At 60.8% G+C, this 22,088-nt stretch carries 12 protein-coding genes and 1 pseudogene; 5 read left to right on the top strand and 8 right to left on the bottom strand.

Going from position 1 to position 22,088, the window contains the following annotated elements; translation table 11 throughout:
* Positions 1–180 precede the first annotated feature (180 nt).
* Positions 181–1,233, top strand: coding sequence for an autotransporter outer membrane beta-barrel domain-containing protein (locus OC605_RS19455; RefSeq protein WP_262138887.1), 1,053 nt, complete (start codon positions 181–183; stop codon positions 1,231–1,233).
* A 129-nt stretch (positions 1,234–1,362) separates the two neighbouring features.
* Here OC605_RS19455 and glgB read toward each other — a convergent pair whose 3' ends face one another.
* From glgB to OC605_RS19440, 3 genes are all read right to left on the bottom strand, one after another.
* The gene (gene glgB / locus OC605_RS19450) at positions 1,363–3,594 is read right to left on the bottom strand and encodes a 1,4-alpha-glucan branching protein GlgB (protein WP_262138885.1); all 2,232 of its coding nucleotides are present in this window, start codon (positions 3,592–3,594) and stop codon (positions 1,363–1,365) included.
* Between the two features lie 2 nt (positions 3,595–3,596).
* Positions 3,597–6,938 (bottom strand): maltose alpha-D-glucosyltransferase, encoded by a 3,342-nt coding sequence (treS, locus tag OC605_RS19445; protein ID WP_262138883.1) that lies wholly within the window; start codon positions 6,936–6,938, stop codon positions 3,597–3,599.
* A 186-nt stretch (positions 6,939–7,124) separates the two neighbouring features.
* The gene (locus OC605_RS19440) at positions 7,125–9,122 is read right to left on the bottom strand and encodes an alpha-1,4-glucan--maltose-1-phosphate maltosyltransferase (protein WP_262138881.1); all 1,998 of its coding nucleotides are present in this window, start codon (positions 9,120–9,122) and stop codon (positions 7,125–7,127) included.
* Positions 9,123–9,339: 217 nt separating this feature from the next.
* Here OC605_RS19440 and OC605_RS19435 point away from each other — a divergent pair, with 217 nt between their 5' ends.
* Complete coding sequence (locus OC605_RS19435; RefSeq protein ID WP_165368403.1) at positions 9,340–9,498, top strand: hypothetical protein; 159 nt, start codon at positions 9,340–9,342, stop codon at positions 9,496–9,498.
* Positions 9,499–9,665: 167 nt separating this feature from the next.
* On the opposite strand, the gene OC605_RS19430 is transcribed toward OC605_RS19435, so the two are convergent.
* Positions 9,666–10,178 (bottom strand): MgtC/SapB family protein, encoded by a 513-nt coding sequence (locus OC605_RS19430; RefSeq protein WP_016774631.1) that lies wholly within the window; start codon positions 10,176–10,178, stop codon positions 9,666–9,668.
* A gap of 123 nt (positions 10,179–10,301) precedes the next feature.
* Between OC605_RS19430 and OC605_RS19425 the strand changes: the two genes are divergently transcribed.
* The 3 genes from OC605_RS19425 (at position 10,302) to mapR (ending at position 13,824) form a co-directional block, all read left to right on the top strand.
* A complete protein-coding gene (locus tag OC605_RS19425; RefSeq protein ID WP_024012873.1) occupies positions 10,302–10,550 on the top strand; it encodes a DUF3203 family protein in 249 nt (82 codons plus the stop codon).
* 195 nt (positions 10,551–10,745) lie between these two features.
* The gene (ccoG, locus tag OC605_RS19420) at positions 10,746–12,176 is read left to right on the top strand and encodes a cytochrome c oxidase accessory protein CcoG (protein WP_262138877.1); all 1,431 of its coding nucleotides are present in this window, start codon (positions 10,746–10,748) and stop codon (positions 12,174–12,176) included.
* 238 nt (positions 12,177–12,414) lie between these two features.
* Entirely contained in the window at positions 12,415–13,824 is a 1,410-nt protein-coding gene (mapR, locus tag OC605_RS19415; protein ID WP_071172353.1) for a GntR family transcriptional regulator MpaR, read from the top strand.
* Between the two features lie 131 nt (positions 13,825–13,955).
* Here the strand turns inward: mapR and OC605_RS19410 are convergent, their stop codons facing one another.
* The 4 genes and pseudogenes from OC605_RS19410 to OC605_RS19395 all read right to left on the bottom strand — a co-directional run bounded on the left by OC605_RS19410 (position 13,956) and on the right by OC605_RS19395 (position 22,046).
* Positions 13,956–14,702, bottom strand: a complete 747-nt coding sequence (locus tag OC605_RS19410; RefSeq protein WP_262138875.1) for an SDR family oxidoreductase — start codon at positions 14,700–14,702, stop codon at positions 13,956–13,958.
* A 119-nt stretch (positions 14,703–14,821) separates the two neighbouring features.
* Entirely contained in the window at positions 14,822–16,903 is a 2,082-nt protein-coding gene (locus tag OC605_RS19405; RefSeq protein ID WP_262138873.1) for a putative bifunctional diguanylate cyclase/phosphodiesterase, read from the bottom strand.
* Positions 16,904–17,473: 570 nt separating this feature from the next.
* Complete coding sequence (locus OC605_RS19400) at positions 17,474–18,943, bottom strand: efflux transporter outer membrane subunit (protein WP_130926885.1); 1,470 nt, start codon at positions 18,941–18,943, stop codon at positions 17,474–17,476.
* Positions 18,940–22,046, bottom strand: a pseudogene (locus OC605_RS19395) (efflux RND transporter permease subunit). The gene OC605_RS19400 and the pseudogene OC605_RS19395 overlap by 4 nt, the downstream one beginning before the upstream one ends.
* Positions 22,047–22,088 lie beyond the last annotated feature (42 nt).

Below are 22,088 nucleotides of genomic sequence, written 5' to 3'. Positions count from 1 at the left end.
CGCAGGCGTCGCTCTTCTTATCTCTACCTTACTACCCCCGGAATCACTACTGGGGCTGACCTTCCGGCACTCGCGAAATCGAGCAGCCGCGGTTCGCCCCGCTCTATTCGGTCGCCCCTCGTTCGGGGTAGGAGAGACGCCAAACACGAGATGACGCATGCGCTTGCAAGGTAGACCTCCATGAAAACTTCAATGACCTCAAACGAACTGAAAATCACTCTTTGCACAGTGTCAGGTTCACTGCTGCTGTGCTCGTCCATGGAGGCGCATGCGGGATCTGCGGCGGACGAACCCGCGTGGTATCACGCCGACGTACCGGTGCTGACCTTGCCAGTAACCGTGATAACACCCGGACCACTGCCATTGAGTCAGCAGAGTTCGCGCCTGATCACTGAGGATCTTGCCCCATCTGCTTGGGACGAGCTGTACGGCAAAAGCGCTCGGCAAGCACAGACCGACGCACTTTCATCCGGTTATGCGATGGCCGCTGGCGAGTTCAAAGGTCCGGCCGTGGTCACGTTGAAAAGCGCTAACGGGACCACTCAGACCCTTGGTCTTATAGGTGGCGACAATCAGGTCCAGCTGAATGCCGATGGTGCGCTGACCCGACGTGCCCTCGCCGACCGCAACACTGACAGCCTCAACCTGCAAGGCCAGAGCCTTGGCGCCTATTACAGTCTGGTGGGTGCGCAAGGCTGGCACGTCGACCTGTCGGCCAGCGGCGGTCGGGTCAGCGGCTTCAGTCGCACTGCGCAAGGTAATCGGCAAGCCACCGAAGGCAATGCGATGACCTTTTCCGTCGAAGGCGGTTACCCGATCGGCTTGAGTGAAAACTGGGTGGTCGAGCCGCAGGCACAACTGATCAACCAGCGCATCAGTCTCGACGCTCCGTACGCCGGCTCGGGCAATGCCTCTTCCACCGACCTGACCGCGTGGAGTGGCCGCGTCGGTGCGCGGTTGAAAGGCAGTTATGACTTGAACGGGTTGCCTGTCGAACCCTACGTGCGCACCAACCTTTGGCACACCGTTTACACCGGCAGCACGGTGACCCTCGATCAGGTCGACAAGATCAGCAGCAGCCGCAAGTCTTCAACAGTGGAATTGGGTTTGGGTCTGGTGGCGCGGGTCACACCGGCGGTAAGCCTGTACATGAGCGCCGATTACAGCAGCGATGTGGATGACAATGACCTGAACGGGATCATCGGCAGCCTCGGCGTGCGGATGCGCTGGTGATCTGCTGATCACTGAAAAACCCTGTGGGAGCTGGCTTGCCAGCGATGGCGGCATCTCAGTCAACAGAGATGCTGAATGTGACGGCCTCATCGCGGGCAAGCCCGCTCCCACAGTTTTACTGTTCCTGGATCAGCCCTGCGGCTTGAGAATCAACACCGCCAAAGGCGGTAGATTCAGTTCCAGCGACAAGGATTGACCATGACTCGGTACTTCATCGGTCAACGCTCCGCCGCCATTGCCATAGTTGGAGCCGGCATAAATGTCGGCGTCACTGTTGAACAGCTCGGTCCAGCGTCCGGCAAACGGCACGCCGACCCGATACGACTGGCGCGGTACCGGCGTGAAATTGGCGACGACCAAAACCGGCGAGCCGTCCTTGCTCCAGCGTAGCCATGCGTAAACGCTGTTGATCGCATCATCGCCAATCAACCACTGGAAGCCTTGCGGCGCGTCGTCCTGATCGTGCAGTGCCGGCTCTTCGCGATACAGCCGGTTGAGATCGCCCACCAGTTTCTGCACGCCTTTGTGCTCGGAATACTGCAGCAGGTACCAGTCCAGCTGCTGATCATGGTTCCACTCGCGCCATTGGCCAAACTCGCAGCCCATGAACAGCAGCTTCTTGCCCGGATGCGTCCACATGAAGCTCAGATAGGCGCGCAGGTTGGCAAATTTCTGCCAGCGGTCGCCGGGCATCTTGTCGATCAGCGAGTGTTTGCCATGCACCACTTCGTCGTGTGAAATCGGCAGGATGAAGCGCTCCGACCAGGCGTAGACCAGGCCAAAACTCAACTCGTTGTGGTGATGGGCGCGGTACACCGGGTCCTGCTGGATGTAGTGCAGCGAATCGTGCATCCAGCCCATGTTCCATTTGTAAGAAAAGCCCAAGCCGCCCTGCTGGGTGCTCTGGCTGACGCCCGGCCATGCGGTGGACTCTTCGGCGATCACCAGCGCACCCGGCGCTTCCAGTTCAACCACGTCGTTCAAATGACGCAGGAAGTCGATGGCCTCCAGGTTCTCCCGACCGCCGTGGCGGTTCGGCACCCATTCGCCAGCCTTGCGCGAATAATCGCGGTATAGCATCGAGGCCACGGCATCGACACGCAGGCCGTCGATGTGGAAGTGTTTCAGCCAGTGCAGCGCCGAGGCCAGCATGTAACCGTGCACTTCGGTGCGACCGAGGTTGTAGATCAGCGTGTCCCAATCCTGATGGAAGCCTTCCAGTGGGTTGCCGTATTCGTACAGCGCGGTGCCGTCGAACTGGGCCAGGCCGTGGGTATCGGTGGGGAAATGCGCCGGTACCCAGTCGAGGATCACACCGATGTCGGCCTGATGGCAGGCGTTGACGAACGCGGCGAACTGATCCGGCGTGCCGTAACGCGCACTCGGCGCGAATTGCGAAAGCAACTGATAGCCCCAGGAACCGCCGAACGGGTGCTCCATGATCGGCATCAGTTCGATGTGGGTGAATCCCAGCTCTTTGACATAAGGAATCAGCCGCTCGGCCAGTTCCGGCCAGGTGTACTGGCGCGCGACTTCGCCGAGATCATCCAGCTCGCACTGCCAGGAACCGGCGTGCAACTCATAGATCGACAGAGGCTTGGAGCGCTGCTGGCGATCCTGACGGGAGTTCATCCACTCGTGATCCTGCCAGTCGATCTGTAATGGCGAGGCGACTTTCGAGGCGGTGTCCGGTGGCAGGCTGGTGGCCAGCGCCATCGGGTCGGCCTTGAGCGGCAGAATGCCGTGGGCGCCGAGGATTTCGTACTTGTACAACTCCCCCGCTTGCAAACGCGGAATGAACAACTCCCACACGCCCGAAGGATGGCGCAGGCGCATCGGGTGACGACGACCGTCCCAGACGTTGAAATCGCCAACCACCGAGACACGGCGGGCATTCGGCGCCCACACGGCAAAGCGCACGCCGTCAACGCCATCGACGGTTTTCAACTGTGCACCGAGGCAAGCGCTGAGGTCACGGTGATTGCCTTCGGAGAACAGATACAAATCCATTTCGCCGAGCAGCTGACCAAAGCTGTACGGATCTTCGGCGACCTGCTCGCCACCGGCCCAACGCGTGCGCAACAGGTACGGTCGCGCCCGATCGAAATGGCCGACAAACAGCCCCGGCGTCTCGGTCATCTCCAGCGGGCCAAGCTCTTCGCCGCTGTCCTTGTCCAGCACCGCCACACTCAGCGCACCGGGCAGATAGGCGCGGATGAACTGCCCGCCAGCGCCATCGCCGTGCGGGCCGAGAATGGAAAACGGGTCCTGATGTTCAGCGCGCACCAAAGCATCAATGTCGCGTGCCGAGGGTAACAATGCTTCCTTTACCACACCCTGTTCCTTGTTCGAGAAACTCATGACTACTCTCCACCAAGATCGGAAAAGGGTTTAAGCCCTGTCAATAATCCATACAAGCCGTGCAATGGCACGGGCAGCCACGTTGGGCGGTTTTCCGCCTCGTAGGCCACTTCATAAGCGGCTTTTTCCAGGCCGAACAACGCCAGCGCGGCGTCGGCACCCTGAGGATCCTGCCAGGCATGCTCAAGACTAGCTGCTGCCTCGCGGTATGCCTGGACAAATGCCTCGCGTGCTTCGCGCAGATAACGCTCGGCGACCCGTTTACGCGCCGCTTCGGCTTCGGTGCTGTTATCAACGTTGTGTACGTTGATGGTCATCGCCGCTGCGTAATCGAACGAACGCAGTACGCCGCTGACATCCTTGTACGGGCTGTGCTTGCCGCGACGCTCACTCAACGGCCGCGCCGGTTCGCCCTCGAAGTCGATCAGGTAGGCATCGCCCTTGATCACCAGCACCTGACCCAAATGCAAGTCGCCATGCACCCGGATGCGCAAGCCGCCAGTGGCTTTCTTCGCCAGATCCTGCACATGGGCAAGAATGGTTTTCTTCTCGTCGAGCAGACGCTTGACCAGTTTCTGGTCCGCCGCGTTCAACTCGCCTTGATGCTGCTTGAGCAGTTTCAAGGCATGTTCGACCTGGGCAGTGACATCCTTGGCCGTCGTGGCCATGTCCTTGCTCGACGACACTTGCGGCGCAAAGTCCGCGTTGTCGGTTGGCGCAGCGAGCACCTGATGCATCTCGCCCAGACGCTGGCCGAGCATGCCGGCGAAGTCCTTCAGCTCGCCGAGCGCGTTGTAATGCTGCTCCTGCTCGGACATGGCGTCGGCCAGTTCATCGCGCAGCGCCCGTTCGAGGTTGTTCTGCGTCCATTCCCATGCATCGCCCTGATTGCTCAGATAACCCTGAGCGATCATCAGCAGATTGTCTTCACCCTGCGCGTCGCGGCGAATCACCGAACCGAGCAGTGGCGAGATATTGGCAAACCCGGCCTCGGTCAGGTAAGCGCTCATCTCCAGTTCCGGGTGTACGCCGGAAGCCACTTTGCGTATCAGCTTAAGCACCAGGCTGTTGCCGACAACCACGGAGCTGTTCGATTGCTCGGCCGACAGGTAGCGCACATCCGACTCGGCGCCGAGGCCGAGTTTTTCCAGATGATCTGTCTGTTCGAAGCGGATTTCGCCTTCGATCGACTCCAGTACGGTGTTGTTCTGCATGCCTTGCAGAACGGCGCGGACGAAGGTTTCCAGACTGAACGCATCGGTAATCAGGCCGACCTGACGCACACGGCGTACACGCGATAGCGCCAATTGCTGCGGCAACGGCGGGCCGACATGGTCTTCGGCAATAAAGCCGAACGGCAGTTGATAACGATTGGTCTGGCCACCGCTGGTGACCTCGATTTCGCTGAGCAGCACTGGATGCTGGGCGTCGCCGAAACGCACGCCATAAGCCAGATTGACCTTCTCGATCGCCGCGTCCTTGCCGGCGAACCAGCGACGGTTCTGCAGCCAGCTCGGCAGAATGCTTTGCTCCAGCGTCGTACGCGACGGCGCTTCGAGCAGCTCTTCCATGCGTTTTTTCAGTACCAGCGTGGTGAAGTCCGGCAGGCTCTGCGCCGGCTCGACGTGCCAGCTCGGCATCTGGTTCTCCGCTGCCAGCGCGAACCAATAGAAGCCGTACGGCGCCAGGGTCAGAAGGAAATTCAACTGACCGATCGGCGGGAACGCGTTACCGCCGAGCATTTCCACCCGCACCATGCCGACGTACGCCGACAGATCCAGCTCCACTGCTTGCGCACTGCGCGAGACGTTGGCCACGCACAGGATGATTTCGTGCTTGCCATCGACATCGGTGTATTCGCGGGTATAAGCCAGCACGCGACGGTTGGCCGGCGAGAGCATTTTCAACGTGCCACGGCCGAAGGCTTTCGATTGCTTGCGCACGGCCAGCAGGCGCCGCGTCCAGTTCAACAGCGAATGCGGATCGCCGGACTGGGTTTCGACGTTGACCGACTGATAGCCATACTGCGGGTCCATGATCGGCGGCAGTACCAGACTGGCCGGATCGGCGCGGGAGAAACCGCCGTTGCGGTCGATCGACCACTGCATCGGCGTACGCACGCCGTCGCGGTCGCCGAGGTAGATGTTGTCGCCCATACCGATTTCGTCGCCGTAATACAGAGTCGGCGTGCCGGGCATCGACAGCAGCAGACTGTTGAGCAGTTCGATGCGGCGACGGTCGCGTTCCATCAACGGTGCGAGACGGCGGCGAATACCGAGGTTAATCCGTGCGCGACGGTCAGCGGCGTAGTAGTTCCACAGGTAATCGCGCTCACGATCGGTGACCATTTCCAGGGTCAGCTCATCGTGGTTGCGCAGGAAAATCGCCCACTGGCAATTCGCCGGAATTTCCGGGGTCTGCCGGAGAATGTCGGTGATCGGGAAGCGATCTTCCTGCGCCAGCGCCATGTACATGCGCGGCATCAGCGGGAAGTGGAAGGCCATGTGGCATTCGTCGCCATTGACCCCAGCGGCATCGGTGTCACCGAAATACAGCTGGGTGTCTTCCGGCCACTGATTGGCCTCGGCCAGCAGCATGCGGTCGGGATAGTTGGCGTCGATCTCGGCACGGATCTGCTTGAGGACGTCGTGGGTCTCGGGCAGGTTTTCGTTGTTGGTGCCGTCGCGCTCGATCAGGTACGGAATTGCGTCGAGACGCAGGCCGTCGATGCCCATGTCCAACCAGTAGCGCATCACCGACAACACGGCTTTCATCACTTGCGGGTTATCGAAGTTCAGATCCGGCTGGTGCGAGTAGAAGCGGTGCCAGAAGTACTGACCGGCGACGGGGTCCCAAGTCCAGTTGGACTTCTCTGTGTCGAGAAAGATGATCCGCGTGCCGTCGTATTTCTGATCGTCATCGGACCAGACGTAGAAATCCCGCGCCGCCGAACCCGGCTTGGCTTTACGCGCACGCTGGAACCACGGGTGCTGGTCGGAGGTGTGGTTGATGACCAGCTCGGTGATCACCCGCAGCCCGCGCTTGTGCGCTTCGGCAATGAAGCGCTTGGCGTCGGCCATGGTCCCGTAGTCGCTGTGCACGCCACGGTATTCGGCGATGTCGTAGCCGTCGTCGCGACGTGGCGAGGGGTAGAACGGCAGCAGCCAGATGGTGTTGACGCCGAGGTCGGCAATGTAATCGAGTTTGGCGATAAGCCCGGGAAAGTCGCCGATCCCGTCATTGTTGGAGTCGAAAAACGATTTGACGTGAACCTGATAGATCACCGCGTCCTTGTACCAGAGCGGGTCTTTGATGAAGGCGGCTGCCTTGGGTTTCTTCGCCATGTGGAACTCCTGAAAAATTCTCTGATACACCGAGGGACTCGCATTGGTGAGCCCCTGTGGCGAGGGGATTTATCCCCGTTCGGCTGCGCAGCAGTCGCAAATTGTTAACGCGGTGCAGCTTGAAAAAAGGGGCCGCTGCGCGCCCCAACGGGGATAAATCCCCTCGCCACGGAGGCGGTGCAAATGTTACGAAGCTGAAATCCGCCAAATCCCGAACGGCTGATACGCCGGGTCAATACGCATGAACTGATACTTGCCGTGCCAGTCCCAGCGATGGCCATTCATCAAGTCTTCGCCATGGGTGGTGGCATCGTCCGGCAGGCCCATTTCCCACAGCGGCAGTTCGAAATTCGCTCCCTGCACGTTATGCGGATCGAGGCTGACCGCGACCAGAATGAAATTGCTGCCATCGGCGCTGCGCTTGCCGAAGTACAGAATGTTGTCGTTCCAGGCGTTGTAGATTTTCAGGCCCAGATGCGTGTGCAGCGCCGGATTCTGCCGGCGGATGCGGTTGAGCTGAGCGATTTCGGCAATGATGTTGCCGGGTGCAGTGAAATCACGGACGCGGATCTCGTATTTCTCCGAATCCAGATATTCCTCTTTGCCCGGTACTGGCGCCGATTCGCACAATTCGAAACCGGAATACATGCCCCACAGCCCCGAGCCCATAGTCGCCAGCGCCGCGCGAATGAGGAAACCGGGACGCCCCGACTCATGCAAAAACGCCGGGTTGATGTCCGGGGTGTTGACGAAGAAATTCGGCCGGTAGCATTCGCGCCACGGCGACTGATTGAGTTCGGTGAAATATTCCGCCAGCTCGGCCTTGGTATTGCGCCAGGTGAAATAGGTGTAGCTCTGCGAATACCCGACCTTGCCCAGACGCGCCATCATCGCCGGCGTGGTGAAGGCCTCGGCGAGGAAAATCACTTCCGGATACAGCGTGCGCACATCGGCGATCAGCCATTGCCAGAACGGCAGCGGTTTGGTGTGCGGGTTGTCAACGCGGAAGATCTTCACGCCTTCCTTGACCCAGCCGACGACGATGTCGCGCAACTCGACCCACAGGCTCGGAATCGCGTCCGGCGCATAGAAGTCGACGTTGACGATGTCCTGGTATTTCTTCGGCGGGTTTTCGGCGTATTTGATCGTGCCGTCCGGGCGCCAGTTGAACCAGCCCGGATGCTCCTTGAGCCACGGGTGATCCTGGGAGCACTGGATGGCGAAATCGAGAGCGATTTCCAGACCATGGTCGGCGGCGGCAGCCACCAGGCGGCGGAAATCTTCACGGGGGCCGAGGTGCGAGGGAATCGCTTCGGTGGCACCCTCTTCGCTGCCGATCGCGTACGGACTGCCGGGATCGTCCGGGCCGGCAGTCAGGGAATTGTTGCGGCCCTTGCGGTGGGCGCGGCCGATCGGGTGAATCGGCGTGAAATACAGCACGTCGAAGCCCATGTCCTGAATCATCGGCAGACGCGAATGCACATCGTTGAAAGTGCCGTGACGCTGGGGATCGTCGGTGATCGAGCGCGGAAACAGCTCATACCAACTGGCGAACTCGGCGAGTTCGCGCTCGACGTCCATGGGGAATTCGGCGCTGACGCTGAGGTAGGCGCGGTGATCGGCCTGAGCCATCAGCTCTGCACTGCGCGAGTGCAGAAACAGCGCAACCTGCTCGTTTCCGAGCAGGCCCGACAATTCATGGTGCAGCGCGGCGAGCTGCTCGCTGAGCTGGCCTTCGCTGCGTTCGGCGGCCTGTTGCACCATCGTGCGGCCTTCCTGCAACTCCAGAGAAACCGGCACCGCCGCGCTGTGCTTCTTTTCCAGTTCGTACTGGAAGCTGGCGAAATGGTCGATCCACGCTTCGATGCAATACAGGTAGCGGCCCTGCTCCTCAGGGCGGAACTGGCCTTGCCAAGTGTTGTTGCCCTGATCGGACATGACCTCGGTCTGCCAGGTTTCCTGGCCTTCCTCGCGCCAGCGAATACGCACGGCGAGCTTGTCATGGCCGTCGGCAAACACTTTGCTGGTCACCACCACTTCGCGCCCGGCAATCGATTTGGCGGCGAACTGGCCGCCGTCGAGAGTCGGCATGGTGTTTTCGATGACGATACGTGGCAGCAGCAACGCCTGCGACAGCGGCATGTGCGGGTTGTAACTCAGCTCTGAAGGTCTTTCAGCAGTCATTGAGCATCTCTCCTTAACGCCCCAAGGACGCTCTTGTGCCGGAACAGTATTCGCGACAAAGCGCCGGCCCTGTCATGAACTCACTTAGGTTCCGAGCAACCGGCGCGGGGAAAAGTTCAGATGAAATTAACAAGACAAACCTGCGGATCGAATTTGTCGTGGCCGGGTCAACTCACTTAAGCACGTCCCACGCCATGTGCCATACGGAGGTCACTTGATGAGCATCCCGATCCCGGCGGAAACGCCCGATCCGAACATCGACAAACCCACCCTGCCGGAGACCGAGCCGCCGGCGGTGCCCGAACAAGAGCCGCCAGGCACCACGCCACCACCGAAAGAAGAGCCACCGAGCACGATGCCGCCGGTGATCGTCTGACGCTTGCCCCCTGATCGTTCCCACGCTCCGCGTCTGATCTGATCGTTCCCACGCGCAGCAAAGGAATGCAGCCCGGGACGCTCTGCGTCCCATCCAGAGCCGAACGCGGAGCGTCCGTTGAGGCATTCCCACGCGGAGCGTGGGAACGATCATCAGCCGGCGAGGAGTCAGAGGTGGTCATTCTTGTCGACATCCTTTTCGAACACCCTCACCACGTACGGCATCACGCTGAAGATCGCCAGTGCCAGAATGGTACTGAGCAATGCCGTCGCTTCCTTGCCCAGCCCCGCCGCCACGCCGATCGCTGCCGTCATCCATAAACCCGCCGCCGTGGTCAGGCCTTTGACATGGGCCTCGTCGCCCTGTTGATTTTTCAGAATGGTGCCGGCGCCGAGAAAGCCGATCCCGGCAATCACGCCCTGCAATACGCGACTCATCGCATCGGATTCTGCGCCCGAGGTCTGCGGCACCAATACGAATAGCGCAGCACCCAATGCCACCAGCATGTGCGTGCGAACGCCCGCTGCCTTGCCTTTATGCTCGCGCTCAAATCCGAGAATCCCGCCGAGAATCGCCGCCATCACCAGACGTACGGTGATCCGGGTCATTTGCGAGGCATCGCCGATATCGGCAAATTCGGCTTGCATCGTGGCCCACACTTCATCCCACCAGTCTTCCATCGTGCTTCCCTTGTTATTGGCTTGATAAGCGATGGACAACAGCGACCATTAATCGGTTGCGCAGAACGATCGGCGCGCTGCGCTTCCTAATATGCAGACCTCCCTGGAACAAGGACTGCCGCCATGCCCGTTCGAATCGATGAATCCAACCCCGAGCAGAAAGTGTGTTTTTTTACCGTCGAGCATGGTGAGGAAATTCGCATCTGTGACACCCTGGAAGTCATGACCGATAGCGACAAAGCCATGTCGTTCGTGGAAATCGAAGGCAAACGCACTTACATCACCGAAGCAGAAGCCGATGCCTTGACCGTCGCCGGGGCCAAGGACGGGCGCAAACATCTGAAGGCCGATGACAGTGATTCGGTGGTTTGATTGGTCTCCATCAACACCCGACGCAGACGCCTGCAATAGGCGTTTGCGCCTTGCCTGGCAGGTTGCTTCAAGTTGTCGCAGGCATTGCGCCAAACCTCATCTGATCCGCTTTTTATTGCCAAACCTGAGTCTGTTCTGCAAACAGATCGGCGCTCATAGTGCATCGGCCTGATGGAGGCTGATGAGCGAACGAACATGAGCGAGCAAATCCCCGTCCGAACCGTAGAAGCATCGCCAACGATAAAAAGCGTACCCGCGCGCCCACTGAAAGCGACCGCCGGATCCACCGACAAGCAGATCCACACTCGCAGTTTCACCGGCCTGTTCCGCAACCTGCGTATGAGCGGTGCCGGCGTTCTGTTCGTGCTGTTTTTCGGCACCGTGTGGCTGAACTGGGGCGGTCGGCAGGCCGTACTTTGGGATCTGGCGGAAAGCAAATTCCACATCTTCGGCGCGACGTTCTGGCCGCAGGATTTCATTCTGCTCTCGGCGCTGTTGATCATTGCCGCGTTCGGACTCTTCGCCATCACCGTGTTTGCCGGTCGCGTCTGGTGCGGTTACACCTGCCCGCAGAGTTCGTGGACGTGGATCTTCATGTGGTGCGAGAAGATCACCGAAGGCGAGCGCAACCAGCGCATCAAACTGCAAGCGGCGCCATGGAGCCTGAACAAACTGGCGCGGCGTGCCGCCAAGCACACGCTGTGGCTGGCAATCAGCGTGATCACCGGCCTGACCTTCGTCGGCTATTTCACCCCGATCCGGCCGCTGGCCGAAGAACTGCTGACGCTGCAGATCGGTGGCGTCAGCCTGTTCTGGGTGCTGTTCTTCGCCGCCGCCACGTACATCAACGCCGGTTGGCTGCGTGAGGCAGTGTGCATGCACATGTGCCCGTATGCGCGGTTCCAGAGTGTGATGTTCGACAAGGACACGCTGACCATTGCCTACGACGCCGCCCGCGGCGAAAACCGGGGTCCGCGCAAGCGTGACGTGCGCCCGGTCGAAGCCGGCCTGGGTGATTGCATCGACTGCCAGCTGTGCGTGCAGGTCTGCCCGACCGGCATCGACATCCGCGATGGCTTGCAAATGGAATGCATCGGCTGCGCAGCGTGCATCGATGCCTGCGATTCGATCATGGACAAAATGCATTACCCGCGCGGCCTGATCCGCTACAGTTCCGAGCGCGAATTGCAGGGCGGCAAGACTCATCTGCTGCGTCCGCGCTTGATTGGCTATACGGCGGTGTTACTGGTGATGATTGGCGCGTTGGTGCTGGCATTGATCGAGCGACCGATGGTGTCGCTGGACGTGACCAAGGATCGCGGGTTGTTTCGTGAGAACGCCCAGGGGCAGATCGAGAATATTTATTCGCTGAAAGTGATCAACAAGACTCAGCAACGGCAGGATTACCGGTTGAGTCTGGTTGATGGCGACGGGTTTGAATTGCAGGGCAAAACGGCATTGAGCCTGGCGCCCGGGGAGATTGTCGATGTGCCGGTGTCGGTGGCGATGACCACCGAGCGCCCGGCGAGCAGTTCGCAGACGTTGAGTTTCAGGATTGAAGACAGTGACGAGCCGCAGGTATACAGCGTGGCGACGAGCCGGTTTGTGGCGCCGATGAATCGTTGAGCAGCTGGCATTGTTGCCCTCACCCCAGCCCTCTCCCGGAGGGAGAGGGAGCCGACCGAGGTGTCTGTCGCAATGCATCGACCTGAAAGACCGAGTCGATTATGGATTCGGCAAAGCACTGTCAGGTCGGCGTATTTCATCAGCATCCCCCAATCAGTCCCCTCTCCCTCTGGGAGAGGGCTAGGGTGAGGGCTCCTTCCCTGACACCCCACAAAATCAAGTCCACCAAGGCCCTTCGATGAAACGCTACGAAAAATTCGCCGACGACATCGCTGAACTGATCCGCTCCGGCGTCCTCGGCCCTGGCCAGCGGGTACCGTCGGTGCGCTATGCCAGCCAGGCTTACGGGGTCAGCCCGTCGACCGTGTTCCAGGCCTATTACCTGCTCGAACGCCGCGGCCTGATCCGCGCCCGGCCGCGCTCCGGTTACTTCGTCAACGCCCATACACCGAGCACATTTTCCGAGCCGGTGATCAGCAGCCAGGTCAACGAATCCACCGAAGTCGACGTCAGCGAACTGGTGTTCTCGGTGCTCGATTCGATCAAAGACCCCAACACCGTGCCCTTCGGCTCGGCCTTCCCCAGCCCGACGCTGTTCCCGCTGCAACGCCTGTCCCGCTCACTGGCCAGCGCCGCGCGGGAGATGGATCCGCGCATGGTCGTCACCGACATGTCGCCGGGCAATCCGCAATTGCGTCGACAGATTGCCCTGCGCTACATGGTCGGCGGGCTGATGCTGCCGATGGAAGAGCTACTGATCACCAACGGCGCCCTCGAAGCGCTGAACCTGTGCCTGCAAGCAGTGACCGAGCCCGGCGATCTGGTGGCCATCGAGGCCCCGGCGTTTTATGCCTGCCTGCAAGTGCTGGAGCGCCTGAAGCTCAAAGCCGTGGAAATCCCCGTGCATCCGCGTGACGGCATCGACCTCGGCGTGCTCGCGCAAACCCTCGAACGTCACCCGATCAAGGCCTGCTGGTGCATGACCAGTTTCCAGAACCCGATGGGCGCGACCGTGCCCGAGGCGAAGAAACAGGAACTGGTCGAACTGCTGCGTCAGCATCAGGTGCCATTGATCGAGGACGACGTCTACGCCGAGCTTTATTACGGGCAACAGGCGCCAAAACCGGCCAAGGCTTTTGATACCGAAGGACTGGTCATGCATTGCGGCTCGTTCGCCAAAAGCCTCGCGCCCGGTTACCGCATCGGCTGGGTGGCGGCCGGGCGTTTCGCGCAGAAAATCGAACGGCTGAAGCTGATGACCTCGCTGTGCGCTTCGATGCCGGCGCAAGCGGCGATTGCCGATTATCTGCAACACGGCGGCTACGATCGGCATCTGCGCAAACTGCGTTATGCCCTGGAAGAACAGCAGAGCGCGATGCTCGCGGCAATTGCTAGGTATTTTCCGGCGCAGACCCGCGTCAGCCAGCCGGCGGGCGGCTACTTTCTATGGCTGGAATTGCCGGAGCAGATGGATTCGCTGAAGCTGTTTCAAATGGCATTGGCGCAAGGCATCAGCATCGCGCCGGGGCCGATATTCTCGCCGACCCAGCGTTTCAGAAATTGCATTCGCTTGAATTACGGCAGCCCGTGGACCGAGGAATCGGAAAAGGCCATGGAGACGTTGGGGCGGATTGTGCGGTCGTTCTGAGGGATAGATGTTGTCTGGACTGGCCCCTTCGCGAGCAGGCTCGCTCCCACAGTTGATTTGTGAATACAGAACCAATGTGGGAGCGAGCCTGCTCGCGAAGAGGCCGGCTTTAACACTGCAAATCCACCGGTTTACCGCCCACCCCCCAAATCAACAAACGTCCCCGTCGCATACGAAGCCTTGTCCGACAGCAACCAGACAATCGCCTCCGCCACTTCATCCGGCCGCCCGCCCCGGGCCATGGGAATCGCCGATTCGAGCTTGCTGACCCGATCCGGGTCGCCGCTCAGGGCATGGAAGTCGGTGTAGATGTAGCCCGGACGCACGGCATTGACGCGAATGCCCTCACCCGCGACTTCTTTCGACAGACCGATGGTAAAGGTGTCGAGCGCGCCTTTGGATGCGGCGTAATCAACGTACTCGTTTGGCGAACCGAGGCGTGCCGCGACCGAGGAGACGTTGACGATGCTGCCGCCCTGCCCGCCGTGTTTGGGCGACATGCGCAGGATCGCGTGCTTGGCGCAGAGGATCGGCGCCAGCACGTTGGTTTTCATGATTTTGAGGATGCGGAATTCGGACATTTCATCGACTCGCGACTTCTGCCCGACGGTGCCGGCGTTGTTGACCAGCGCAGTAACCCGGCCCAGTTCGGCGTCGACGCGCTGAAACATAGCGATTACTTCGTCTTCGATGCTGACATCGGCGCGGACCGCGACGGCCTGTGCGCCCAAGGCGCGAACCTGCTCTAGTACGTTGTGTGCGGCCTGTTCATCCGACTGATAGTTGATGCAGATCCGGTAGCCCTGTTCGGCTGCCAACAATGCCGTAGCCGCGCCGATTCCGCGCCCGCCCCCGGTGATGACAATGACTTTATCCATGCTGGCCTTCCCCCACGTGCACACGTAACAGTCGGGGGAAGAATAACTGCGATTGGCGGGTTTTGCATGTGGCGCCTATCCGGGCGCCTTCGCGAGCAAGCTCGCTCCCACAGGGTCTCTCAGACCACCGCCAGCCGTTGCCCGCGCACGATGTCCTGCATGAAGCGCTCCGCCGGCATCGGGTGGCCAAGCAGATAGCCCTGCAGCGAATCACAGCCCAGTTTGGTCAGGAAATCCTGTTGCGCGCCGGTCTCGACGCCTTCGGCGACAATCCGCAGATCCAGGGCCTGCCCCAGCGCGACAATCGCCGAGACGATCGCCGCATCATCGCTGTCATGTTCCAGATCGCGGACGAAACCACGGTCGATCTTCAGCTCATTGGCCGGCAGGCGCTTGAGGTACATCAGGCTGGAATAACCGGTGCCGAAGTCGTCGATCGACAGGTCGACGCCCATGTCCGACAGCTCTTGCAGGACGGTCATGCTCGCGTCAGCGTCGCTCATCGCTGTGGTTTCGGTGATTTCCAGGGTCAGGCTGTTGGCCGGCAAGTGGTGGTTCGCCAGCGCCTTGGCCACGCTTTGCACCAGCCCGGCATGGCAGAACTGCAAGGCCGAGAGGTTCACGGCAATGCGCCAGTCGGTGTAACCGAGCACGTACCATTCGCGCATCTGCCGGCAGGCTTCATTAAGCACCCATTCGCCCATCGGAATGATCAGCCCGGTTTTCTCCGCCAGATCGATGAATTTATCCGGCATCAGCATGCCATGCAGCGGATGCTTCCAACGCAGCAGCGCTTCGGCACCGACGGGGCGACCGTTGGCGGCGTCGAATTTGGGTTGGTAATGCAGGCAGAACTGGTTGTGCTCGATGGCCGCGCGCAGGTCCTGCAACAGTTGCAGTTGTTTGCGCGCGTTGGTGTTCATCGACGCATCGAAGAAGCTGTAGCCGTTTTTGCCGCCGCCCTTGGCGTGGTACATCGCGGCGTCGGCGTTCATCAGCAGTTCCTGGGCGTTGGCGCCGTTGCCCGGATACAGGGCAATGCCGACGCTGGCGGAAATCTGCAGATCATGCTCGGCGACGCGGAACGTGCGACCGATCAGGCCGACCTGACGCGCAGCCAGGCTCAAGGCGTCATTGGGCTCGCTCAAGCGCACCAGCAAAACGAATTCATCGCCACCGATCCGCGCCAACGTGTCCTGGCTGCGCAGGTCTTCACGCAGACGCGCGCCGACCTCGCGCAGCAATTGGTCACCCATGTGATGGCCGAATGCGTCGTTGACCGGTTTGAAGCCGTCGAGGTCGATGAACATCAAGGCGAAGCAGCCGCCCTGCTCTTCAACTTTTCTGATTGCCTGATTGATGCGGTCGTCGAGCAACATGCGATTGGGCAGGCTGGTCAGCGGATCGTGCAAGGCCAATTGGGTGAGTTCGCGATTGGCCACCGTCAGCGAGTGCGCCAGATCAGCGGTGCGCGCTTCGAGGCGGGCATCGAGAATCGAGGTCAACAGGGCAATCGACAGCACCGCCAGCGTGGTGACCACGACCAGGCTGTCGAGGCCGTTGCCCTTCAAGCCATTGAGCGTCGCGCCGCAGAAACTGCCGTCAGGAAATTGCGCCGCCGCCATGCCGGTGTAGTGCATGCCGACAATCGCCACCCCCATGATCACCGCCGCGCCGGCACGAATCAGCCGCACATAGGGAGAATGCTGGCGCAGACGAAAGGCAATCCACAATGCCGCTGCCGAGGCGCCGACGGCAATCAGCAGGGAGGCGCTGAACAATGTCGGGTCGTAATCAATGCCCGGGGTCATGCGCAGCGCGGCCATGCCGGTGTAGTGCATGGCGCTGATGCCCGCTCCCATGATCAACGCACCGAAGGCCAGTTGCGCCAGTGGCAGTTTCGGTTGGCTGACCAGCCACAACGCAAAACCGCAGGACAGCACCGCGATCAGCAGCGACAGCGCAGTGAGGGCGAAGTCGTAGCCCAGGTCGATCGGCAATTTGAAGGCGAGCATGCCGATGAAGTGCATCGACCAGACGCCAACGCCCATCGCCAACGCCCCGCCCGCCGTCCAGAAATGCACGGCCCGGCCTTTCGCCGTGGCGATGCGCCCGGTGAGATCGAGCGCCGTGTAGGAAGCCAGAATGGCCACGCACAACGAAATGAAAACCAGGGTGAAGGAGTAGCTGCCGATGAGCATGGACGTTCTCGTGACAAGCCGAAACCGTACTGCTTCCATTCTCGGTCGGGCAAATGCGGCGATTGTACTGATTGCGCGGAAGAACGCACTGACAAAGTAACCAAATTGCCATCAAGCCGATGAAACGCTTGTTCGATCGTCCTACAAGGCTCTGCGGTGGGCTTTAAGCACACCTTGTGAAAGCGATCTCACGCCATACACTAATTCCCGTGGGAGCGAGCCTGCTCGCGAAGGCGTCAGCACTTTCAACATCTCGCTCGACTGACCCACCGCTTTCGCGAGCAGGCTCGCTCCCACAATTTTTCAGCGTCCAGCCACCCCTCACCATTCGAACGCGAATCCCTGTGGGAGCGAGCTTGCTCGCGAAGGCGTCGGCACAGCCACCATCGTAGTTGCCTGACCCACCGCTTTCGCGAGCAGGCTCGCTCCCACAATTTTCAGCGTCCGACCACCCTTCACCATTCGAACGCGAATCCCTGTGGGAGCGAGCTTGCTCGCGAAGGCGTCGGCACAGCCACCATCGTAGTTGCCTGACCCACCGCTTTCGCGAGCAAGCTCGCTCCCACAGGTTCAGCGGTTGTCGCTGACGTCCAGTTGGCCGTCCCAGCCGCCGCCCAGTGCGGCGATCAGTTGTACGCTGGCGATCAGTCGGTTCTGCAGAATATTCAGCACACTGCGTTCGTTGCTAAGCGCGGTGGCCTGCACCACTACCACATCGATATAGGCAATCAGGCCCGCCTTGTACTGGTTTTCCGTCAGGCGCAGGGAATCGCGGGCGGCGTCCAGCGCTTCCTGACGCACCGCAGCTTCGTCCTCATACACCTTGAGCTGGACCAGATAGTTTTCCACTTCACGGAAACCGTCGAGAACGGTCTGGCGGTAGCGGGCGACGGTTTCGTCATAGGCTGCCTCGCTGCGGTCAACCTCGGCCGAACGAATGCCACCGTCGAACAGCGGCAAAGAAAGCTGCGGGCCGACCGACCAGAAACGGTTCGGCAGGCTGATCAGGTTTTTCGAGGTACTGCTGCTGTAGCCGCCGCTCAGGCTCAGGGTCAGGTCCGGGTAATACGCGGCTTTCGCCACGCCGATGTTGGCATTGGCGGCAATCACCGAGCGTTCGGCCGAAGCGATGTCAGGACGGCGTTCCAGCAGTTGTGAAGGCAAGCTCAGCGGTACCTGCGGCAGATTCGGGATGCTCTGGCTTTCGGCAATGCTGAAGTTGGCCGGTGCTTCGCCGGTCAGTACGGCAATAGCGTTTTCGAACTGCGCGCGCTGCCAGATCAGATCAACCAGATCGGCCTGGGTGCTTTTCAGCTGGGTTTGCGCCTGCGCCACCGCATCGCGCCCGGAAACCCCGGCGCGGTACTGGTTCTGGGTCATTTTCAGCGAGCGTTCATAAGCGGCAACAGTGGCCTCGAGCAAACGCTTCTGCTGATCGATGACCCGCAGTTGCAGGTAGTTCTGCACCAGTTCCGATTGCTGACTCAGACGCATCGCTGCCAGATCGGCAAAGCTCGCCTGAGCGTTGGCCTCATCCGCCTCCAGGCCACGACGCAGTTTGCCCCAGACATCGGCTTCCCAACTGACGCCCAGTTGCGCGTTGTAGGTGTCGCGGATGCCGCTTGAGGAACTGCTCAGGCTCGAACTGCTGCTGCCGGTGCCCTGACTCGAGCGGGTCTTGCCCAGACTCAGGTCGACGCTGGGGTAAAACGCCCCACGCGCGCTGCGCACCAAGGCCTGCGCCTGACGAAACTGCGCTTCCGACTGGGCAACGGTCTGGTTGGAGCTGTTGAGTTTTTCGATCAAGGCGTTGAGCTGTTGGTCGCCGTACAACTCCCACCAGGCGCCACGGGCCAGCGAGTCGCTGGGGTTGGCCTGACGCCAGCCCTCGGCTTCCTTGAACTGAGCGATTTCGGCAGTTTGCGGGCGCTGGTAGTCCGGGCCGACTGCGCAAGCGCTGAGCAGCGCCACGCACAGCGACAGGCTCAACAGGCGCGAGCCGCGAACGGTGGCCAATTGGAGAAGCGAACGGTCAGTCATAGCGGAGTTTCCAGAGCGGCATCAGTGCGCACGCCACGCCATTTGTTGAAGCGATGGCGCAGCTTGTCGAGATAGAGGTAAACCACCGGGGTGGTGTAAAGGGTCAGGACCTGGCTGAACACCAGGCCGCCAATGATGGTCAGTCCCAGCGGCTGGCGCATTTCGGCACCCTCGGCGCGGCCGAGCAGCAACGGCAAGGCGCCGAGGATCGCCGCCAGCGTGGTCATCAGAATCGGTCGCAGGCGTTGCAGACAGGCGCTGCGGATCGACTCCAGCGGCGACAGGCCCTGATGACGCTCCAATTGCAGCGCCAGATCGATCATCAGAATGGCGTTCTTTTTCACCACGCCGATCAGCAGGAATATCCCCAGCAGGGAAATCAGGCTGAACTCGCCCCCCAGTGCATAAATCGACAGCAGCGCGCCGACCCCGGCCGAGGGCAAAGTCGAAAGAATGGTCAGCGGGTGGATGTAGCTTTCATACAGCACGCCGAGCACCAGATACACCGCCAGCAACGCACCGAGGATCATGAACGGCTGGCTCTTCTGCGTGGCCGCGAAGGCGTCAGCGGTGCCGGCCATTTTCGCAATCACATCCTCCGGCAGGCCGACCTTGGCGATCGCCCGTTCGATGGCGGCGCTGCCCTGCTCCACCGTCACGCCTTCGGCCATGTCAAAGGAAATGCTTTCGGACGCGAACTGGCCTTCGTGACTGACCCGGTCGTTTTCCAGGCTGTTTTCGTAATGGGCGAACGTCGACAGCGGCACCCGCGCACCGTCAGCGGTAATCACCTCGACCTGCTTGAGCGTCACCGGATCCTGGGCGTATTTCGGATTGACCTCCATCACCACCTGGTACTGGTTGAGGCTGTCGTAGATCGTCGAAATCTGCCGCTGGCTGTAAGCGTTGTTGAGCACGGCGGTGACCATGTTCATGTCGACGCCCAGGCGCTTGGCCTGATCCCGGTCGACGATCAGTGTCACCTGCTGTGCCCCGGCACCTTCGCGGGCATCGATGGCGGTCAGCTCGGGCAAGGCACGCAACGCGGTGACCACTTTCGGGAACCACTTGCGCAGCTCGGCGAGGTCGCCGCTTTGCAGAATGTAGGTGTATTGCGAACTGGTCTGCTCGCGGCCGCCACCAAACTGCAGATCCTGGTCGGCCATCAGCATCAACTGCGCCCCGGGCACCTTGGGCATTTCCTTGCGCAGGCGTTCGATGACTTTCTGCGCCGACAGCTGGCGTTGCTTGATCGGCTTCAGGCGCACGATCATGAAGGCATTGTTGGTGCCGTTGTTGCCGCCGATGAACCCGGCCACGCTTTCCACCGCTTCATCCTTGAGTACGGCGCGGCGAAAGGTTTCCATTTTTGGCTGCATGACGTTGAAGGACAGACCGTCGTCGCCACGCACGAAACCGATCAACTGGCCGGTGTCCTGCTGCGGCAGGAAGGTTTTAGGCACCACTACATAGAGCGCAATGTTGACGCCCACGGTGAGCAGCAGACTGAACAAGGTCAGACGCCGATGACGCAATACCCAGTCGAGGCTGGTGGCGTATTTGCCAACCATCCAGTCGTTGGTCTTGTGGCTCCAGCGTTGCAAGCGGTTTTCCTGGCCCGGGGTGTGCGGCTTGAGCCAGCGCGCGCAGAGCATCGGTGTCAGCGTCAGGGACACCACCAGCGACACCACGATTGCCGCCGCCAGGGTGATGGAAAATTCGCGAAACAAGCTCTCGACCAGCCCGCCCATGAACAGGATCGACAGGAACACCGCCACCAGAGAGACGTTCATCGACAGCAGGGTAAAGCCGACTTCCTTGGCGCCGAGGTACGCGGCCTGCATCGGCTTGACGCCTTCGTCGATGTGCCGGGAAATGTTTTCCAGCACCACGATGGCGTCGTCCACCACCAGTCCGGTGGCGAGAATCAGCGCCATCAGCGACAGGTTGTTCAGCGAAAACCCGTACAGGTACATCACCGCAAAGGTACCGACCAGCGACACCGGCACCGCCAGGGTCGGGATCAGCGAGGCGCGGAAGTTACCGAGAAACAGGTACACCACCAACACCACCAGCGCGACGGCGATCAGCAAGGTCATCTCGGCTTCGTGCAGCGTGGCCTTGATCACTGGCGAGCGATCCATGGCCAGATTGAGTTTGACGCTGGCCGGCAGCACCGCTTGCAGCGCGGGCAACTGCGCCTTGATCTCGTTGACCGTTTCGATGATGTTGGCGCCTGCCTGGCGGTTGATCACCAGCAGCACCGCCGCGTCGTCGTTGAAGAAACCGCTGTTGTAACGGTCTTCGACGCCATCGCTGACTTTCGCCACATCCTTGAGACGCAATGCGGCGCCGTCGGCGTAGTGAATGATCAGCGACTCGTAATCCTTGGCTTTCTCCAACTGGTCGTTGGCCTGGATCTGCCACAGGCGCTCGCCGTCCTCGACCGAACCCTTGGGCCGGCGTACGTTGGCGTCGGCAATGGTCTTGCGCACATCGTCGAGGGCCACGCCGTACTGGTTCAGCGCCTGCGGTTCGAGCTCGATGCGCACCGCCGGCAGCGAACTGCCACCGATCTGCACTTCACCGACGCCCTGCACCTGCGACAGGCTTTGCGAGAGGATGGTCGAGGCCAGATCGTAGAGCTGGCCTTTTTCCAGCACATCCGAAGTCAGCGACAGCACCATGATCGGCGCCTGCGACGGATTGACCTTTTTATAGGTCGGCATGCTACGCATCCCGCTTGGCAGCAGATTGCGCGAAGCATTGATCGCCGCCTGCACTTCCCGCGCCGCGCCGTTGATGTCACGGTCGAGGTCAAATTGCAGAATGACCCGAGTCGAACCCTGACTGGAGCGGCTGCTCATGGTGTTGACGCCGGCAATCGCACCGAACGAACGCTCCAGCGGCGTGGCCACCGTTGAAGCCTCACCTCGGGACTGGCGCCCGGCAGACTGGCCTGGACGACGATCACCGGGAAATCCATCTGCGGCAGCGGCGATACCGGCAACAGACCGAAGCTGACCCCGCCGAGCAACATGATTGCCAGGGATAGCAGCATGGTTGCCACGGGGCGTTTGATGAAAGGGCCGGAGAGGTTCATCGACTCTTGTTCTCCCCGCATACTTCTGTGGGAGCGAGCCTG

This window comes from Pseudomonas sp. Marseille-Q5117 (assembly GCF_946901175.1).
Taxonomy (GTDB): Bacteria; Pseudomonadota; Gammaproteobacteria; order Pseudomonadales; family Pseudomonadaceae; genus Aquipseudomonas; species Aquipseudomonas iranensis.
Note: the sequence above shows the minus strand (reverse complement) of the source record. Positions and strands in the feature narration are given on the sequence as shown.

Excerpts from the sequence above, each read along its gene's own strand:
- OC605_RS19440 (WP_262138881.1), bottom strand. The coding sequence starts at position 9,122 with ATGACTGCTGAAAGACCTTCAGAGCTGAGTTACAACCCGCACATGCCG.
- OC605_RS19400 (WP_130926885.1), bottom strand. The coding sequence starts at position 18,943 with ATGACTGACCGTTCGCTTCTCCAATTGGCCACCGTTCGCGGCTCGCGC.
- glgB (WP_262138885.1), bottom strand. The coding sequence starts at position 3,594 with ATGAGTTTCTCGAACAAGGAACAGGGTGTGGTAAAGGAAGCATTGTTA.
- OC605_RS19455 (WP_262138887.1), top strand. The coding sequence starts at position 181 with ATGAAAACTTCAATGACCTCAAACGAACTGAAAATCACTCTTTGCACA.
- ccoG (WP_262138877.1), top strand. The coding sequence starts at position 10,746 with ATGAGCGAGCAAATCCCCGTCCGAACCGTAGAAGCATCGCCAACGATA.
- OC605_RS19430 (WP_016774631.1), bottom strand. The coding sequence starts at position 10,178 with ATGGAAGACTGGTGGGATGAAGTGTGGGCCACGATGCAAGCCGAATTT.
- OC605_RS19405 (WP_262138873.1), bottom strand. The coding sequence starts at position 16,903 with ATGCTCATCGGCAGCTACTCCTTCACCCTGGTTTTCATTTCGTTGTGC.
- treS (WP_262138883.1), bottom strand. The coding sequence starts at position 6,938 with ATGGCGAAGAAACCCAAGGCAGCCGCCTTCATCAAAGACCCGCTCTGG.
- OC605_RS19410 (WP_262138875.1), bottom strand. The coding sequence starts at position 14,702 with ATGGATAAAGTCATTGTCATCACCGGGGGCGGGCGCGGAATCGGCGCG.
- OC605_RS19435 (WP_165368403.1), top strand. The coding sequence starts at position 9,340 with ATGAGCATCCCGATCCCGGCGGAAACGCCCGATCCGAACATCGACAAA.
- OC605_RS19425 (WP_024012873.1), top strand. The coding sequence starts at position 10,302 with ATGCCCGTTCGAATCGATGAATCCAACCCCGAGCAGAAAGTGTGTTTT.
- mapR (WP_071172353.1), top strand. The coding sequence starts at position 12,415 with ATGAAACGCTACGAAAAATTCGCCGACGACATCGCTGAACTGATCCGC.